Below are 17453 nucleotides of genomic sequence, written 5' to 3' on the forward strand. Positions count from 1 at the left end.
CGCTGTCACAAGGGAGGCGTAGGACGGAGTCCCGTACGCGGCATGTCCGTCTCGCAGGTTATCGCCGTAGGACGTGGGTCCCTAAATCGCAGATCACATTTGGGCGGTGATGACGGTCACAGCCCGGCCGCCGGCCCGACGGTCACCCGCCGGCCGCGGCATGACGGTCGCCACGGCAAACGGACCACTCCCGTCTCCTCCGGCGCGGCCGCTCGGCTCGGATTGCGCCGATTGCTGATGCGATCCGGTCCGGCGTGGCGCGGCGCGGCGCCGGGCGTCACGCGTCGGACGTCATGCGCCGGGCATCACGCGCCGGGCATCACGCGCCGGGTATCGGCAGCGGCCGCCCTTCGATCGCCGCCGCCATCACCTCCGGGAAGTGGTCCGGCGTGCAGGCGAAGGCCGGCGCGTCCAGCGCGGCGAGCGCCGCCGCGTGCTCGCGGTCGTACGCGGGCGCCCCTTCGTCGGAGAGCGCGAGCAGCGTCACGAACCCCACTCCGGACGCCTTCATCGCCGCGACCCGTTTCACCATCTCGTCGCGTATCCCGCCTTCGTAGAGGTCGCTGATGAGGACGACGACCGTGTCCGCGGGCCGGGAGATCCGCGCCTGGCAGTACGCGAGCGCGCGGTTGATGTCGGTGCCGCCGCCCAGCTGGGTGCCGAAGAGGACGTCGACCGGGTCGTCGAGCCGCTCGGTCAGGTCCACCACGTTGGTGTCGAAGACGACGAGCCGCGTGTCGAGCGAGCGCATGGAGGCGAGCACCGCCCCGAACACCGACGCGTAGACGACGGACGCCGCCATCGAGCCGGACTGGTCGACGCAGAGGATGACCTCCTTCTTCACCGACCGCGAAGCCCGCCCGTACCCGATAAGCCGCTCGGGGACGACCGTGCGGTACTCCGGCAGGTAGTTCTTGAGGTTGACCGCGATCGTGCGGTTCCAGTCGATGTCGTGGTGGCGGGGCCTGCTGACGCGCGCGCCGCGGTCCAGGGCGCCGGTGAGCGCGGAGCGCGTCCTGGTCGCGAGCCGCTTCTCCAGCTCCTCGACCACCTTGCGCACGACGGCGCGCGCCGTCTCCTTGGTGGTCTCCGGCATGGCCTTGTTCAGGGAGAGCAACGTGCCCACCAGGTGCACGTCCGCCTCGACGGCCTCCAGCATCTCCGGCTCCAGGAGCAGCGCGGAGAGCCCGAGCCGGTCGATGGCGTCCCGCTGCATGACGTGGACGACGGACGAGGGGAAGTACGTCCGGATGTCGCCGAGCCAGCGCGCCACGGACGGCGCGGAGCCCCCGAGGCCCGCCGACCGGTCCCGGCCCCCGTCCTCCTTCCCGCCCCCCGCCCCGTACAGCGCGCCGAGCGCGCCGTCCATCGCCGCGTCCCTTCCGGTGAGGGCGCGCCCCGTCCCGTCCGCACCGTCCCCGCCGAGCACGAGGCGCCACCGCCGCAGCCGCTCGTCCGTCCCGCCGGTCATCCCGCCACCCCCACCAGGTCGTCGCTCTCTGTCCGTGCCGTGGTCCGTGCCGTGCCGAGCAGCAGCCGCAGCGTCGGCAGAATGGCGTCCGCGCGCGCGACGTCGATCTCCTCGGCGAACCCGGGCACCCCGCCCCCCGCGAGGGCGCCGCCGCCCCCGTCCGGGCCGCGCCGCACCAGCTCCCCCAATGTGCGCCGCACCCCCGGCTCGTACGCCGAGAACGTGCGCCGCAGCAACGGCAATACGTCGATGAAGGCGTCGTCCGAGACACCGCTCAGCCAGTCGTCCACCAGGCCCAGCAGCCGCTCGTCGTGCACGAGGAGCATCCCGCCCCCGGAGCCGCCCCCGACGAATCCCTCGATCCACGCGGCGCCCTCGGCCGGCTCGCTCCCCCGGGACAGCGCGAGGCCCATGAGCCGGCCCGCCTCCCCGTCCGCCAGCTCCCCGGCGTCCAGCAGCAGCCGCGCGCACCGCCCCCGCACGACCCCCGCGACGGTATCCCGCCGCGCCAGCACGCGCAGCACGGCGCTCCACCGGGCCCGGATCTCTGCGGGGGCCGTGCTCTGCGGCGCGGCGGCATCGTCGTCGGGACGCGGGGGAAGGGAGGCGTGCCGCGCCGGGGACCCCGCATCCCCGGCCGACCCGCCGGCGCCCTCACTCGCAGCAGGTGCCGACCGGAGCTCCGCCAGCAGCCCCACCGCCTGGTGCACCGCGTCGACATGTCCCCGCATCTCCAGGGCCGCGTCCGCGTCGAGCCCCGCGCAGGCCGCCGGGAGGCCGACGAAGATCCGCTCCGCGAGGCCGTGGGCGACCTCGGCGAGCGCCGCCGTGTCCGTCCCCCGCACGTCCCCGTACCGCAGGGACCGCACGAGGGCGGGCAGGGCCTGCGCCAGGTGCCCGACGTCCGCGTCCAGCGCCGCCCGGTCGGCGAGCACCCCCATCACCACGGGCAGCGCGTCCGGCAGCTGGGCCAGCAGGCACCGCTCGGCGAGCGCGGTGACCTCGGCGAGGCCCACCGCCGCGACGGCGTCGGACGACGCCCGGCCCGTGGCCGCGCCCAGCACCGTGGTCCCCCAGACCCCCGCCTCGGCGACCCGCACGGACAGCTCCGGCTGCCACCGCAGCCGCCAGGTCTCCCGGAACGTCCCCGTGCTGCCCCGGGAGCCCACCGGCTCGCCCCAGCCGATGCCGAGGAGCCGCAGGCGGTGCAGCAGTGTGCTGCGGGCCGCGTCCGTCTCCTTGCGCAGGTCCAGCTCCAGCTCCCGCTCCTGTGCCTCGGGCTTGAGCCGCAGCTTGCGCTGGAGCACGGTGAGGTCGCGCTGGAGCGGCACCGCGGGCGCCGCCTCCGGCACCTCGCCCAGCACGTCCCCCACGACGAGCCGGTCGTGCACCAGGGCGAGCGGCACGTCCGAGCCCTCGCACATCACCGCCCGCACGGCGTCGGTCGTCTCGGTGAGCCCCGCCAGCGGCCGCCCGCGCATCGCGGCGAGCGTCTCGGCGAGCCGGACCGCCTCGATCACGTGCGCGGACGAGACGAGCCTGCCCTCGTCGCGCAGCAGCCCCGCGACCTTCGTCATCCAGCGCTCGACGGGCCGGTCGGGCGCGCCGAAGAGATGGCCGTACCAGCCGGGCGACGCGATGCCCGCGCCGTACCCGCCAGCGCGGGAGAGCCGCCGGTGCGTCCAGGGCACCCACGTCATCTCCGCCTTCACCTTGGGCAGGCCCTTGAGCAGCGCCCGGTCGGCGGCCACGGTGACCTTGCGGCGCAGCGCGGGCACATGCCAGGCACCGCACACCACCGCCACCCGGTCGGGCCCGAACTCCTTCTGCGCGGCCCTAGTCCGGAGCCGCATGTGGGCCTCGCGCACCAGGTCGCGGTCGTGCCCGCCGTCCCCATAGGCCTCGCGCAGCGCGCCCATGGCGTCGCCCAGCGCCTCGAACGGCGCGAACGGGTCCCCGCCCGCCTCCCGGTGCTCCACGACGTCCTCCCACCAGCGCTCGGGGTCGTCGTATCCGGCGGTCCCGGCGAGGACGGCCAGCGGGTCGATCCGTACGGCGTCCCCGACGGTCTCCGTCTCCGGGGCGGCCCCGGGCCCGTCCTCGGCGCCCTCCTCGCCGCCGTCCCCGGCTCCCTCCTCGGCCCACGCCAGCGAGTACGCCGCCGGAAGGTCGATGAAGCGGACGGGCACGCCTCGTGCGACGGCCCACCGGATGGCCACCCACTCCGGGGAGAATTCGGCCAGCGGCCAGAACGCCGAGCGGCCCGGCTCGTCGACCACGTGCGCGAGCAGCGCGACCGGCGGCCGCATCCCCTCGTCGGTCGCGAGCCCCACCAGGGGGTCGGCCTCCGGCGGTCCCTCGATCAGCACGGCTTCGGGCCGCGCCTCGTCCAGCGCCGCCCGCACCGCGCGGGCCGACCCGGGTCCGTGGTGGCGCACCCCGAGCAGCAGCGTCTCCCCGGCCCCGGCCGCCGCCCCCCGCGCCGTGGCCCCGGTCATGCGCTCACCTCACGGCACGCGCGGTAGAAGTCCTTCCAGCCGTCACGCTCCCGCACGACCGTCTCCAGGTACTCCTGCCAGATCACGCGGTCCGCCGCCGGGTCGCGCACGACGGCGCCGAGGATGCCGGCCGCGACGTCGCCGGGGCGCAGGACGCCGTCGCCGAAGTGGGCCGCGAGAGCCAGGCCGTTCGTGACGACGGAGATCGCCTCGGCCGTCGACAGGGTGCCGCTGGGCGACTTCACCTTCGTGCGCCCGTCGGCCGTGACGCCGTCGCGCAGCTCGCGGAAGACGGTGACGACACGGCGTATCTCGTCGATGCCCTCGGGCCCGGCGGGCAGGTCGAGCGAGCGGCCGATCTGGTCGACGCGGCGCGAGACGATGTCGACCTCCGCGTCGGCGGTCTCCGGCAGGGGCAGGACGACGGTGTTGAAGCGGCGGCGCAGGGCGCTGGAGAGGTCGTTGACCCCGCGGTCGCGGTCGTTGGCGGTGGCGATGAGGTTGAAGCCCCGTACGGCCTGCACCTCCTGGCCCAATTCGGGGATCGGCAGCGTCTTCTCGGAGAGGATCGTGATGAGCGTGTCCTGCACGTCGGCGGGGATGCGGGTCAGCTCCTCGACGCGCGCCGTCATGCCCTCGGCCATGGCCCGCATGACGGGGCTGGGCACGAGCGCGTCGCGGCTCGGTCCGTGCGCGAGGAGCCGGGCGTAGTTCCACCCGTAGCGGATGGCCTCCTCCGGTGTGCCCGCCGTGCCCTGCACGAGCAGCGTCGAATCCCCGCTGACCGCGGCGGCGAGGTGCTCCGACACCCACGTCTTCGCGGTGCCCGGCACACCGAGCAGCAGCAGGGCGCGGTCGGTGGCGAGGGTGGTGACGGCGACCTCCACGATGCGGCGCGGCCCCACGTACTTGGGCGTGATCACCGTGCCGTCGGGCAGCGTGCCGCCGAGCAGATAGGTCGCGACGGCCCATGGTGAGAGCTTCCACCGCTGCGGCCTCGGCCGGTCGTCCCAGGCGGCGAGCGCGGCCAGTTCGGCGGCGAAGGCGTGCTCGGCGTGGGGCCGCAGCACGCCGGACGGACGCGCGGTCGCGGACGTCGTCGAGTCGACGGAAACGGTCATGAGCGATCCCCCTCCTGCTCGTCCGGGCACGTGCGGCCCGGAGGTGTTCCCACCGTGCACCACGCCACTGACAATCGACCGGCGCCCGCCTGTGACCTGCGCGGATGCCGGCGCCGGGGCCGATTGTCAGTGGCGGGGCCTACCTTCGGGACATGACTCAGCAGGGGGTGCGCTGGACGGCGGATCAGGTGCTGGCACTGGCGCCTGACGCCCCGTCGCGCAAGGCGGGAAGCAGACTCGGCGTCGCCGGCCCATGGTCGGAGGCGGGCAGTTCGGGCGAGGGGGCGGTGTGGGGGCTGTGCAAGGGCAACGGCAGCAAGCCGTATCGGACGGTCGTGGGCCTCTCGGCCCCGGCGGGCCCGGCGTACAAGTGCAGTTGTCCGAGCCGGAAGTTCCCGTGCAAGCACGCGCTGGGGCTGCTGCTGGTCTGGGCCGCCGACGACAGCGCCGTGCCGGACGGCGACCCGCCCGCGTGGGCCGAGGACTGGCTGGCCTCCCGCCGCAAAAGCGCAGACGGCGATCGGAGTTCGGCCGCCTCGCCCGCCTCGTCCGTGGCTGCCCCAGCGGATCCGGAGGCGGCCCGCAAGAGGGCGGAGAGGCGGGCCGAGCGGATCACCGCGGGGGCGACGGAACTGGAACAGCGCCTGTGCGATCTGCTGCGCTCCGGCACCGCCTCCGCCGAACAGACGGGGTACGGCCTGTGGGAGGAGACGGCGGCCCGCATGGTCGACGCGCAGGCCCCCGGTCTTGCCGCGCGGGTACGGGAGTTGGGGGCCATACCGTCCTCGGGGCCCGGCTGGCCGGTGCGCCTGCTGGAGGAGTGCGCCCTGCTGCACCTGCTCGACCAGGGCTGGCTCCGCCGCGACGAGCTGCCGCCCGAACTGGCCGCCACGGTCCGCTCCCGCGTCGGCCTGCCCGGCCGTCCCGAGGCGCCGCCCCTGCGGGACCGCTGGCTGGTCCTCGCGCAGTACGACACCGGGGACGGCAAGCTGACCACGCGCCGCGTCTGGCTGTACGGCACGGAATCGGGCCGCACGGCGCTGCTCCTCTCCTACGGTGCGGCGGGCCGCCCCCCGTCGCTCGCTCTGCCGGTGGGCCTCGCCCTGGACGCGGAGCTGACCGGATATCCGGGGGCGCGGCAGCTCCGGGCGGAGCTGGGCGAGCAGTTCACGGCCCCGGCGCCCACGGCACGGCGCCCGCCGGGAGTACGGACGGAGGAGGCCGCCGCCCTGTACGGCGAGGCGCTGCGCGACGACCCCTGGCTGGACGCCTGGCCGGTGACGCTCCGCGACGTCATACCGACCCCCGTCGAGCAGACGGGCCAACGATCTGATCAGCGTTGGCAGTTGGTTGACGCCGAGGGGAATCTGGCGCTGCCCCTGACGTCCGCCACTCCCGCGCCGAGCCTCTGGCGGCTGGTCGCCCTGTCCGCGGGCGCACCGCTGACGGTCTTCGGCGAGTGCGGCCATCAGGGCTTCACTCCCTTGACCGCGTGGCCCCGGGACACGGGAGAGACGGTGCCGCTGTGCTGACCGAGGAGTGCCAGGGGCCGCCCGGCCGGCGCCAGGAGCAGCAGCCCTACGCCAGGGGGGACCGACCCCGTCAGGAGGACCGGCCCTCAGCCGGAGCAGCAGACCCGCGCACGGAGCGGCAGGCCAGCTCAGGAGGAGCAGATGAACGCCAGGAGGAGCAGATGACCGCCTCACCCGCAGCGGCGCGGCGGCCCGCGCCCGCCACTCCCGCCGAGGCGCCCACCGGCGCTCCCACCGGCACTCCCACTGGCAGTGCTCCCGCCGATGCTCCCACCGGCAGTCCTCCCGCCGACGTTCCCACCGGCAGTCCTCCCGCCGACGTTCCCACCGCCACTCCCACTGACAGTGCTCCCACCGGCAGTGCTCCCGCCCACGCTCCCACCGGCGCTCCTCCCACCGCTGGACGCGCTTCCTGGGAGGAACTGATCACGGCGGCCCTGCTCGGCACCGACCGACGCGCGCTGCCCGCCGGCCTGACCGCGCCCGGCAGGACGGCGCCGGCCGCCCTCCTGGACGAAGCGGCGGTGCAGACCGTCCGCCGCAGAGCGGGACTGCGCCCGGCGCCGGCCGCCACCCCGCCCGAGCCCGCGGCCCGGGATCCGAGGCCTCCGGTGCCCCCCGCCGCCCGGCGCAGGCTCGCCACGCTGCTCACCGGCCGGCCCGGCACCGGCGGCGGTGGCAGGCGCGGTGCGACACCCGACCTGATGGAGCTGCTCCCCCAGTGGCTGGCCCTGGCCAACGCCCGGGGGTACGACCCGCCGCCTGAGCTGCTGCCCGCCCTGCTCGACGCGGCCCGTGGCCGCACGGATCTGCGCCCCCAGGCGCTGACCTTCGGGGGCCCCAGGGCCCTGTGGCTCGCCCGCCTCAACCCGGACTGGAGATTCGCGCTCCGTGCCACCCCGGGGGGCGGCGTGCCGCTGCCCTCGGCGGACGACACGGCCGACGTCCGCCGGCTGTGGGAAGAGGGCCTCTTCGCGGAGCGGGTCGCGCTGCTCGCCGCGCTCCGCGCGCACGACACCGCGGCCGCCCGGGACCTGCTCGACTCGACGTGGGCGACGGAGCGGGCGGAGGACCGCCTGATGTTCCTCGACTCCCTCCGCACCGGCCTGTCCGCCGCGGACGAGCCGTTCCTGGAGCGGGCCCTCACCGACCGCAGCCGCAACGTCCGCTCCACCGCCGCCGAGCTGCTCTCCTCGCTTCCCGGCTCGGCGCTCGCCGGGAGGATGGCGGCCCGGGCGGCGTCCTGCGTGGCCGTGGACCATGTGTCGAGCCGGCCGACCCTCATGGTCGAGGCCCCGCACGAGTGCGACGCGGGCATGGAGCGGGACGGGGTCTCCCGCAAGCCGCCGACCGGCCGGGGCGAGCGCTCCTGGTGGCTCGGCCAGCTGGTGGAGGCGGCGCCCCTGGCCATCTGGCGGACCCGGCTCGGCCGGCGTACCCCGGCGGAGATAGTGGCGCTGCCGGTCGCCGACGACTGGCGCGGCGAGCTGCACGCCGCGTGGTGCCGTGCGGCCGTACGCCAGAAGGACGCGACCTGGTCCAGGGCCCTGCTCGGCACCCCCGCGTCCCCGGACGCGGCGGGCCCCGGAGCCGTCTCGCTCGCCGAACGCGCCAAGCTCCTCGCCTCGCTGCCCGCGGCGGAGCGGGCCGAGTGGGTCGCCGGCTTCATCGCCTCGCACGGCCTGTCCGAGGCGTTCCAGCTGCTCGGCGTGTGTGCCGTCCCCTGGGCCGAGCCGCTGGGCCGCGCGGTGGTCGACGCGCTGAACATCGCGCGGGACGCGGGCAGTTACCCCTGGAGCTTCAGCGGCGTCATGGGCCTCGCCGAACGCTGCCTCGACCCCGAGGAAGCGGTCCGCCTGGAGTCGCTCACCGCGGTTCCGGACGAACCGGACGACGCCTCACCCGGAGCGGGCGGCTACTGGTCGGAGGCGTTCCAGCGCCTGGTCACCACCTTGCGGCTGCGCGCGGCGATACGTGACGAACTGTCGCCAGCGGTCACCGCTGCTCGGCCCCCGGCCACCGCGGTTGAGCCCCGGAAGCACTGATGCCGGAGGCCGGACGGGCCGCGGACCGGCCCTGAGCCGGGCTCCGACACCCCGGAGGTCAGGCCCCGGCGGGCTGCCGCACGTTGGCCCGGACCCACTCCACGATCGAGGTCGTGGTGGCCCCGGGGGTGAAGATCTCCGCGACGCCCTTCTCCTTCAGCGGCGCGATGTCCGCCTCCGGGATGATGCCGCCGCCGAACACCAGGATGTCCTGCGCGTCCCGCTCCTTCAACAGCTCGATCACCCGCGCGAAGAGCGTGTTGTGCGCCCCGGACAGGATGGACAGGCCGATCGCGTCGGCGTCCTCCTGGATCGCGGTGTCCACCACCTGCTCGGGCGTCTGGTGGAGCCCGGTGTAGATGACCTCCATACCGGCGTCACGCAACGCCCGCGCGATCACCTTGGCTCCCCGGTCGTGCCCGTCCAGCCCCGGCTTGGCGACCACCACGCGGATCGGCCCGGCTGCCACACCCATCACTGCCTCCATGTACCGATATCCGTACCGACATCCATCTGTCCGAGCATGCCCGAGCACGGACACCCCGCGCCGCGAGGACGGGGGAAGTGAACGAACGTTATCTCCAGCATCGCGCAAGCGGCAGTTTCGCGGCGGAGAGGGAGGGGGAAATCACACGTGGGACACATTCGCTGCGCGCCGTCCACCGAGCGGGGGTTCACACCCCGCTTGCGGACCAGGCGCGAGGGGAGCCGCATCGAGATCGCCGGACCACCACGCCGGCAGCCGCCCGGCGTGGTGGTGCGGTGCATCGGCGGCGCGACGGGGGCAGGGTGCCGTTCGTACGACGGCGGCCGCGACCCCGCCGCGCGACCGACTCTCCTTGCCCACGACTCCCCCTAGGGCACACGGGGGACGGCGCCGTCCTCCCGTGCTGCCGGTCGGGAGGTCGACGATGCCGGTCACCGGGGCCCGCCCCTTTCGCGCCCGGGGCTTTCCGCTGCCCAGACCGCCCGGGACCGGACTCTCGGCACTGCTGACGCAGCCCGCGCTGTCGACGCTGCGGGCCCTGCCATTCCTGCCCTCGGTGCGGGGGATGCCGCGACCCGGCTGGGCGGTACGAGGGATACCGCGCCCCAGCTGGGCTTCGCTGCACTCCCTGCCTTCACTGCCCTCCCTGCCCTCCCTGCCTTCGCTGCCCGCGGTTTCCGCCCTGCCCGGCCTGTCCGGACTGCCGATACTCTCCGCGCTGCCCGCGCTGCCCGCGTTGCCCGCGCTGCCTGCCCTGCCTTCCCTGTCTGCCCTGTCCGCGCTGGCGGCCCTGCCCTCGTTGCCCGGCAGGATCGCGGGCCGGTTCTCGGGAGCTCTCCTGAAGGCCACCGCCCTGGAAGCGGCGATCCTCGCGGGTCACCTCGTCCTCTACCCCTCGGGCATCGCCCAGGAGCGCAGGGCGATGCCCGTCCAGCCGCCACCCGACGCGCCCCGCCTGCCCCCCGGACGGGCGCCCCCCGGTTCTGCTCCTGCACGGCTTCGCCGACAACCGCTCCGTGTTCGTCCTGCTCCGCCGCGCACTGACCCAGCACGGCGGACGCCGGGTGGAGTCGCTCAACTACTCACCGCTGACCTGCGACATCCCCGCCGCCGCCGAGCTGCTCGGCCGGCGCGTCGAGGAACTGTGCGAGCGCGCGGGCCACGCCCGGGTGGACATCGTCGGCCACAGCCTCGGCGGCCTGATCGCCCGCTATTACGCCCAGCGCCTCGGCGGCGACGTACGCGTCCGCACTCTGGTCACGCTCGGCACCCCGCACACGGGCACCCGCGTCGCACCGCTCGCGAACGCCCACCCGATCGTGCGGCAGATGCGTCCGGGATCCACCGTGATCGAGGAGCTGAAGGAACCCGCGCCCGACTGCCGCACGCAGTTCGTGAGCTTCTGGAGCGATCTCGACCAGGTCATGGACCCGCCGGAGACCGCCTGTGTCGACCATCCCGACCTGCTCGCGCAGAACATCCAGGTGACCGGAATCGGCCATCTCGCGCTACCGGTCCATCCGGCGGTCGCGAACGGCGTGCGCGAAGCGCTCGATCTGGCCGAACCGGGGGCGGATGCCAAGGGGGCACCGGGCGGACTCACGGTCGCCTGACCTCTCCGCCGACGACGGCTGCTCACGCATTCACAGCCGCACACCCCGTCCCAGCTCGAACAGGCGTCGAACGTAGTACCAAGCCGACGCCCATAGTCCCCCGAAAGAAGGCCGAATGCCCGTTTCCTGAAACCATGAAACCTGCCGAAGATTGTCGCGCCCGTATACCGCCGGGTACAGTCGCCGCACTGCTCTGCCCCTGCTGCCGAGGCGAAAGAGAAGTTGGTGAACGACCGTCACCCGTCGGGGAGCTCGACTCCCCCGCCCTCGGCACCCGGCGCCGATTACCCGCCCTATGCGACGTACGACCAGCAAAGCGCCCCGCACGGCGGCTACGGCTACGACGCCTACTCCACCGGCAGTTGCGACACCGGGGTCTTCGACACCGGCACGTTCGCGACCGACCCGCTCTTCGGTGAGATGAGCGGCGCCGAGTACGACACCGGCCAGTGGGCGACCGCCCCGGACGCCCGTCAGCCGGCGGACACCGCTCAGCAGCCGGCCGCCTATGCCACGTACGCGGGGCAGCAGCACGGCGCCTACGACACGGGCGGTCACGACACCTCCGGCTGGTCGACCGGCGCCTATCAGCACCTCGCCGACATTCCCTCCCAGCAGGGCCCCGACAGCACGGGCCAGTGGGACACCACCGACTGGAACCAGCCGTCCACGACCGGCCAGTGGGAGACCCAGTCCTTCGACACGGGCGCCTACGACGCCACCGCGTGGAACTCCGCCGGTGACTCGCACGAGACACAAGCGACGCACGAGCCCGCGGCATCCGAGACTCCGCAGCCGTACGAGGCCGGTGCGACCGGTGCGACCGGTGCGACTGGTGAGACGTACGAGAGCACCGAGCGGTACGAGCTGACCGAGCAGTACGAGATCTCCGCCGAGGCCGCATACGCGGACGCCGACTCCTACGAGGGCGGGGACGGCGACCCGTACGAGGACGCGGAGCACGAGCCCGCCGCGCACGTCCCGGTCCCCGCGCCCCGCGCCGCCCGCGGCAAGGGCGGCGGACCCGGAGCGGGCCGGTCGAGAACCCGTCGCCGCACCCCCGCCAAGCGTTCCGCTCTGCTGACCGTCGCCGTGCCCTCGGCCTGCGTGATGGGCGTCGCCGGAGTGGCCGCCGCCTCCGTGGGCAGCTTCGGTGGGGACGACCACAAGGAGACGGCGGCCTCGGTCCCGGACGCCGCGTCCGTGCAGCCTTCCACCGCCAACAACAAGCTGGACACCCAGCTGGCGAACCTCTCCGCGGACGCGGGCGACTTCGCGGACCGGGCGAGCCGCACGCAGGAGCGCATCGACCTCAAGGCCCAGAAAGTGGCCGCGCAGAAGCAGGCGGCGGCGGAGGCGGCGCGCAAGGAGCGCATGCGCCCCAAGTTCGTCCTGCCGGTCAAGCAGCACGGCCTGAGCGCGCAGTACGGACAGGCGGGCGTCAACTGGATGTCGGCGCACTCCGGCATCGACTTCCCGGTCTCGTACGGCACAGAGGTCTTCGCCGCGACCGACGGCACCGTGACCACGAAGTGGAACAGCGCCTACGGCAACATGGCGATCGTGACCGCCAAGGACGGCACGGAGACGTGGTACTGCCACCTCTCCCAGCACAAGATCTCCAGCGGTCCCGTGAAGGCCGGCGAGACCATCGCCTTCTCCGGGAACTCCGGCAACTCCACGGGCCCGCACCTGCACTTCGAGGTGCGCCCCAGCCACGGCTCGGCGATCGACCCGCTGCCGTGGCTGCGCAGCCACGGCCTCGACCCGACGTAACCGGGGCCGCCCCGCCGGGCGCGGCTCGCCGATGGGCCGCCGCCGGCGAAGGCGCGGCCCATCGGGCTCCCGCCCCCGGCGTTACAGCTTCTCGACCGGCGCGTACCGCAGCAGGAGCCGCTTCGGCTTGGGCTCACCGAAGTCCACCGTCGCCTCGGCGTTCGCCCCCGTGCCCTTCACCCCGACCACGGTCCCCAGGCCGAACTGGTCGTGCGTCACCCGGTCCCCGACCGCCAGCGAGACCACCGGCTTCTCCGAGGCGCGGCGGGTCGCGAAGCCCTGCGCGCCGCCCGTGCGCGAACGCGAGGAGGACAGCGACGAGGCGATGCCACCGGCGGGACCGGAGGACGCGAGGGGGCCGACGGAGCCCTTCCGCTTCCAGTCCAGATGCGTGTCCGGAATCTCTTCGAGGAAGCGGGACGGCGGGTTGTAGGAGGGCTGGCCCCAGGCGCTGCGCATCGAGGACCGGGTCAGGTAGAGCCGCTCCCGCGCGCGCGTGATGCCCACGTAGGCGAGGCGGCGCTCTTCCTCCAGCTCCTTGACCTGCCCGAGGGAGCGCATGTGCGGGAAGACGCCGTCCTCCATGCCGGTCAGGAACACCACGGGGAACTCCAGGCCCTTGGCGGTGTGCAGCGTCATGAGCGTGATGACTCCGGAGCCGTCGTCCTCCTCATCCGGAATCTGGTCGGAGTCGGCCACGAGCGCGACGCGCTCCAGGAAGTCGGAGAGCGTGCCCGCCGGAGCGGCGGCCCCCTCCTCGCCTTCCGGCCGCGCGTTCCCTTGCGCGTTCTCCTGCTCGAATTCGAGTGCGACGGCGGCGAGTTCCTGGAGGTTCTCGATGCGGGTCTCGTCCTGCGGGTCGGTCGACGCCTGCAGCTCGGCGAGGTAGCCGGTCCGTTCGAGCACGGCCTCCAGGACGACGGCGGGGCCCGCGCCGGACTCGACGATGGTCCGCAGGTCCTCCATGAGCGCGTTGAACCGCTTGACGGCGTTGGTGGAGCGGCCCGCCATCCCGTACGCCTCGTCGACGCGGCGCAGTGCCTGCGGGAAGGAGATCTTCTCGCGCTGCGAGAGGGCGTCGATCATCGCCTCGGCGCGGTCGCCGATGCCCCTCTTGGGGACGTTGAGGATGCGCCGCAGCGGGACCGCGTCCTCGGGGTTGGCGAGAACGCGCAGGTAGGCCAGCACATCGCGGACCTCCTTGCGCTCGTAGAAGCGGACGCCGCCGACGACCTTGTAGGGCAGGCCGACACGGATGAAGATCTCTTCGAAGACACGGGACTGGGCGTTCGTCCGGTAGAAGATCGCGACGTCGCCGGCCTTCGCGTCGCCCGCGTCCGTGAGCCGGTCGATCTCGTCGGCGACGAACTGCGCCTCGTCGTGCTCGGTGTCGGCGACATAGCCGGTGATGCGGGCGCCCGCGCCCTGGTTGGTCCACAGGTTCTTCGGGCGGCGGCTCTCGTTCCGCTCGATGACGGCGTTGGCGGCGGTCAGGATCGTCTGCGTGGAGCGGTAGTTCTGCTCCAGGAGGATCGTCGTCGCGTCGGTGTAGTCCTCCTCGAACTGGAGGATGTTGCGGATGGTGGCACCGCGGAAGGCGTAGATCGACTGGTCCGCGTCACCCACCACGCACAGCTCCGCGGGGTCGTCGCCCTCGCCCCCGGAGGGGCCGACCAGCTCGCGCACCAGCGCGTACTGCGCGTGGTTCGTGTCCTGGTACTCGTCGACCATGACGTGCCGGAAGCGGCGGCGGTAGTGCTCGGCGACGTCCGGGAAGGCGCGCAGGAGGTGGACCGTCGTCATGATCAGGTCGTCAAAGTCCAGCGCGTTCGCCTCGCGCAGGCGTGACTGGTACATGGCGTAGGCCTGGGCGAGGGTCTTCTCGAAGCCGTCGGCCGCCTGCGCCGCGAAGTCCTCCTCGTCGATCAGCTCGTTCTTCAGGTTCGAGATCTTGGCGCTGAAGGACTTCGGCGGGAACTTCTTGGGGTCCAGGTCGAGATCGCGGCAGACCAGGGCCATCAGGCGCTTGGAGTCGGCGGCGTCGTAGATCGAGAAGGAGGACGTGAAGCCCAGCTTCTTGTACTCGCGGCGCAGGATGCGGACGCAGGCGCTGTGGAAGGTCGACACCCACATCGCGTTGGCCCGGGGGCCCACGAGCTGCTCGACGCGCTCCTTCATCTCGCCCGCGGCCTTGTTCGTGAAGGTGATCGCGAGGATCTGGCCGGGGTGCACACCGCGCTCGGCGAGGAGGTACGCGATGCGGTGGGTCAGCACGCGGGTCTTGCCGGAGCCGGCGCCGGCGACGATGAGCAGCGGGGAGCCCGCGTGCACGACGGCCGCGCGCTGGTTCTCGTTCAGCCCCTCCAGGAGCGTCGCCGGGTCGATGACCGGGCGCGGGGCACCGTCGCGGTAGTGCGTGTCCCGGGTCATGGGCACATCGAACTTCCCGCTGAACAAGTCGTCCGGAACCGGTTCCGGAGCGCTGTCCTCGGGCGGCGGCGGGGGCTCTTCGTCCGCGGCCCGGGAAGGCTGCAGGTCCGCCAGGAAGCTGTCATCAAAGAGGCTGCTCATCGCCTCCCGAGTCTAGGCGGCCCCACTGACAATCCGCCCCGGGTTCCGACCACCTCACATCCGCCGTCCGCTCACATCCGGTGACCGGCTCCCCTTCTTCTACGCCCCGCCCGCGAACGATCACGCTCCGCAGCGCCCCGGCGGTCCCGCGTCATGCCCACGCCATGCCCGCGTCAAGACCCTCGTGAAGTCACGGAAATGTATCGGGCATATCGCACATCAACCTTCACACCTGCCTCACGACTTGGCTAGCGTGCTGCGCGGGCCGCTCGTCCCCCGCCGGCGAACCTCGCCGGGAGCGGGTGGCCTCCGCCGAGTCCGACGCGTTCGGAGCCGGGGACCCACCGAAAACCTGGGGTGAATCGGTCCCGTACGCAGTACGGGACCGTAGGGCAACCTTCCGGAGCACCCGCCCGAACCCGACAGCTAACCCGGTAGGCGGTCTACGGAAGGAGTCGCCTCCCTTGGCGTCGCACCGCAAGCCACGGACCCGGCCGACCGCACCCCGGCCCCGCACCGCCCCGGCCGTCGGCATCACGACGGCCGCCCTGACCTCCGTGGCCCTCCTGTCGCAGAGCGCGCAGGCAGCCCCCTCCCCCGAGCCGACGAGGCCCGGCCTCGAAGGGCCCGGCCTCGAAGGGCCCGGCCTCGAAGAGGTGCGGAAGCTCGAAGGACCCAGCCTCGAAGAGGTGCGGAAGAAGGTCGACGACCTCTACCACCAGGCGGGCGTGGCCACCCAGAAGTACAACTCGGCCAAGGAGAAGACGGACAAGCAGCGCAGGAAGACCGGCCGCCTGCTCGACGACGTGGCCCAGCGCGCGGACAAGCTGAACGAGGCACGTCAAAAGCTCGGCTCCTACGCCACCGCGCAGTACCGCACCGGCGCCGCCTCCCATACGGCCGCGATGATGCTGGCCGACGACCCCCAGGGTTACTTCGACCAGAACCACCTGGCGGGCCGGCTGACCGCGCGGCAGAAGAAGGCCGTGGACGACTACCAGGCGCAGCAGGCGTCGGCGACGAAACAACGCGCGAGGGCGGCGCGGAGCCTGGAGACGCTGCGCGACTCCCGCGACGGCCTCAGGACGAGCAAGCGGACCGTCCAGAAGAAGCTGGGCGAGGCGCGCGAGTTGCTCTCGGAGCTGACCGCCGAGGAGAAGGCGCGGCTCGCGGCGGCCGAGCGGAAGCGGGAGCGGGAGGCTGCGCGCGAGGCCGTGGAGCTGTCGCGCGAACAGGCCGCCGAGGCGGCGCGCAAGCGCAAGGCGGAAGAGGCCGCGCGGAAGGAGACGGATCGGGGCCAGGCGCAGCGGCAGGGCCAGGGGCAGCGGCAGCGGCAGCGGCAGGGGCACGGGAGCGGGCAGGCCGGGGGGACGGGAGCGGGCCAGGGCGGCGACTCAGGGACCGGAGCCGGGTCGGGTCCCGGGTCGACTCCCGGGTCGGGTTCCGGCTCGGGGAGCACGGACAGCGGTTACTCCACCAAGGCCGCGAAGGTCGTCGCTTTCGCGCGGGCCCAGCTCGGGAAGCCGTACGTCTGGGGCGCCACGGGACCGGACTCCTACGACTGCTCCGGGCTCACCCAGGACGCGTGGAAAGCCGCGGGGATCTCCCTGCCGCGCACCACGTGGGACCAGGCGAAGGCCGGCACGACCGTGCGGACCGCCGACGCCGAGCCGGGTGACCTGGTGTTCTTCTACGACGACCTCAGTCACGTGGGGATCTACATCGGCGACGGCAAGATGATCCACGCCCCGAGGCCGGGCACGAATGTCCGCGTCGAGTCGATCCACTACATGCCCCTCCACAGCGTGGTGCGCCCGGTGTAACCCTGGTGAGCGCCCTCTACGCGCGCGTGGCCCGCACTCTTCGCGGAGTGCGGGCCACGCGCGCGTAGAGGGCCGCTGACGGAGGGCCGTTATCGGCGGACCCTTATCGGAGGGCCGTCATTGGGGGATCAGGTCCACAGCACGGCGATGAAGATGTTGGCCGTCGTCAGCAGCCCCACCGCGCCGAACAGGCCCTTGTCGATCTTCTCCTCGTCCCGCTTCACGTAGACCAGCGCGAGGATCACGATCAGCACGGCCATCTTGATGCCGATCTTGAGGTTGTTGACCGGGTTGTCGTCGGCCTGGTTCAGGCCCACCAGGACGACACCGGTCACGAGCATGGTCAACGCGCCGTGCAGCATCGCGGGGCTGAAGCGGGCGGTGCCCCGGCCCATCTGCTTCATCTGGGTCAGGAAGCCGCCCAGGAGCGAGGCGATGCCGATGATGTGCAGGCCGACGAAGAGATGGATGAGTACGTCCATGAGGCCGGAGCCTAGCCCGGCCCCGCATCGTCCC

10 protein-coding genes, 1 pseudogene and 1 riboswitch are annotated in these 17453 nt (G+C 73.2%); of the genes and pseudogenes, 5 read left to right on the top strand and 6 right to left on the bottom strand.

All coding sequences use genetic code 11. The features are described 5' to 3' along the window. Nucleotides 1–319: 319 nt before the first annotated feature. Genes ACZ516_RS26695 through ACZ516_RS26705 form a run of 3 tightly spaced genes read right to left on the bottom strand, consistent with a single transcriptional unit; the run spans nt 320 to nt 5090 of the window. Nucleotides 320–1471 carry a VWA domain-containing protein gene (locus ACZ516_RS26695; RefSeq protein WP_469011938.1) on the bottom strand — a complete coding sequence of 384 codons (1152 nt, stop codon included), beginning with the start codon at nt 1469–1471 and terminating at the stop codon, nt 320–322. Next, nucleotides 1468–3969 carry a DUF5682 family protein gene (locus ACZ516_RS26700; protein ID WP_469011939.1) on the bottom strand — a complete coding sequence of 834 codons (2502 nt, stop codon included), beginning with the start codon at nt 3967–3969 and terminating at the stop codon, nt 1468–1470. Before ACZ516_RS26700 ends, ACZ516_RS26695 begins: the two co-directional genes overlap by 4 nt. Next, complete coding sequence (locus ACZ516_RS26705; RefSeq protein WP_469011941.1) at nt 3966–5090, bottom strand: ATP-binding protein; 1125 nt, start codon at nt 5088–5090, stop codon at nt 3966–3968. The genes ACZ516_RS26700 and ACZ516_RS26705 overlap by 4 nt, the downstream gene beginning before the upstream one ends. Nucleotides 5091–5242: 152 nt before the next feature. Here ACZ516_RS26705 and ACZ516_RS26710 point away from each other — a divergent pair, with 152 nt between their 5' ends. Both ACZ516_RS26710 and ACZ516_RS26715 read left to right on the top strand, forming a co-directional pair. Continuing rightward, nucleotides 5243–6622 (top strand): SWIM zinc finger family protein, encoded by a 1380-nt coding sequence (locus ACZ516_RS26710; protein WP_469011942.1) that lies wholly within the window; start codon nt 5243–5245, stop codon nt 6620–6622. A gap of 161 nt (nt 6623–6783) precedes the next feature. Then, a complete protein-coding gene (locus ACZ516_RS26715; protein WP_469011943.1) occupies nt 6784–8667 on the top strand; it encodes a DUF5691 domain-containing protein in 1884 nt (627 codons plus the stop codon). Nucleotides 8668–8725: 58 nt separating this feature from the next. Here the strand turns inward: ACZ516_RS26715 and ACZ516_RS26720 are convergent, their stop codons facing one another. Next, nucleotides 8726–9142 carry a cobalamin B12-binding domain-containing protein gene (locus ACZ516_RS26720; protein ID WP_358589627.1) on the bottom strand — a complete coding sequence of 139 codons (417 nt, stop codon included), beginning with the start codon at nt 9140–9142 and terminating at the stop codon, nt 8726–8728. Between the two features lie 766 nt (nt 9143–9908). Here ACZ516_RS26720 and ACZ516_RS26725 point away from each other — a divergent pair. Then, nucleotides 9909–10767 (top strand): annotated as a pseudogene (locus ACZ516_RS26725) (esterase/lipase family protein). Nucleotides 10768–10992: 225 nt separating this feature from the next. Further along, on the top strand, nt 10993–12543 hold the full coding sequence (locus ACZ516_RS26730) for a M23 family metallopeptidase (RefSeq protein WP_469011945.1): 1551 nt from the start codon (nt 10993–10995) through the stop codon (nt 12541–12543). 81 nt (nt 12544–12624) lie between these two features. Here the strand turns inward: ACZ516_RS26730 and pcrA are convergent, their stop codons facing one another. Further along, on the bottom strand, nt 12625–15114 hold the full coding sequence (gene pcrA / locus ACZ516_RS26735; RefSeq protein WP_469011947.1) for a DNA helicase PcrA: 2490 nt from the start codon (nt 15112–15114) through the stop codon (nt 12625–12627). A gap of 300 nt (nt 15115–15414) precedes the next feature. Next, a riboswitch (cyclic di-AMP (ydaO/yuaA leader) is annotated at nt 15415–15570 on the top strand. Nucleotides 15571–15578: 8 nt separating this feature from the next. Here pcrA and ACZ516_RS26740 point away from each other — a divergent pair. Further along, the gene (locus tag ACZ516_RS26740) at nt 15579–16937 is read left to right on the top strand and encodes a C40 family peptidase (protein ID WP_469011949.1); all 1359 of its coding nucleotides are present in this window, start codon (nt 15579–15581) and stop codon (nt 16935–16937) included. Nucleotides 16938–17065: 128 nt separating this feature from the next. Here ACZ516_RS26740 and ACZ516_RS26745 read toward each other — a convergent pair whose 3' ends face one another. After that, complete coding sequence (locus ACZ516_RS26745) at nt 17066–17419, bottom strand: hypothetical protein (RefSeq protein ID WP_358698363.1); 354 nt, start codon at nt 17417–17419, stop codon at nt 17066–17068. Nucleotides 17420–17453 lie beyond the last annotated feature (34 nt).

This window comes from Streptomyces sp. NPDC034037, from assembly GCF_055575715.1.

What these genes read in the sequence shown, in the direction of transcription:
- ACZ516_RS26720 (WP_358589627.1), bottom strand. Translation starts at nt 9,142, where the DNA reads ATGGGTGTGGCAGCCGGGCCGATCCGCGTGGTGGTCGCCAAGCCGGGG.
- ACZ516_RS26695 (WP_469011938.1), bottom strand. Translation starts at nt 1,471, where the DNA reads ATGACCGGCGGGACGGACGAGCGGCTGCGGCGGTGGCGCCTCGTGCTC.
- ACZ516_RS26715 (WP_469011943.1), top strand. Translation starts at nt 6,784, where the DNA reads ATGACCGCCTCACCCGCAGCGGCGCGGCGGCCCGCGCCCGCCACTCCC.
- ACZ516_RS26745 (WP_358698363.1), bottom strand. Translation starts at nt 17,419, where the DNA reads ATGGACGTACTCATCCATCTCTTCGTCGGCCTGCACATCATCGGCATC.
- ACZ516_RS26700 (WP_469011939.1), bottom strand. Translation starts at nt 3,969, where the DNA reads ATGACCGGGGCCACGGCGCGGGGGGCGGCGGCCGGGGCCGGGGAGACG.
- ACZ516_RS26710 (WP_469011942.1), top strand. Translation starts at nt 5,243, where the DNA reads ATGACTCAGCAGGGGGTGCGCTGGACGGCGGATCAGGTGCTGGCACTG.
- pcrA (WP_469011947.1), bottom strand. Translation starts at nt 15,114, where the DNA reads ATGAGCAGCCTCTTTGATGACAGCTTCCTGGCGGACCTGCAGCCTTCC.
- ACZ516_RS26705 (WP_469011941.1), bottom strand. Translation starts at nt 5,090, where the DNA reads ATGACCGTTTCCGTCGACTCGACGACGTCCGCGACCGCGCGTCCGTCC.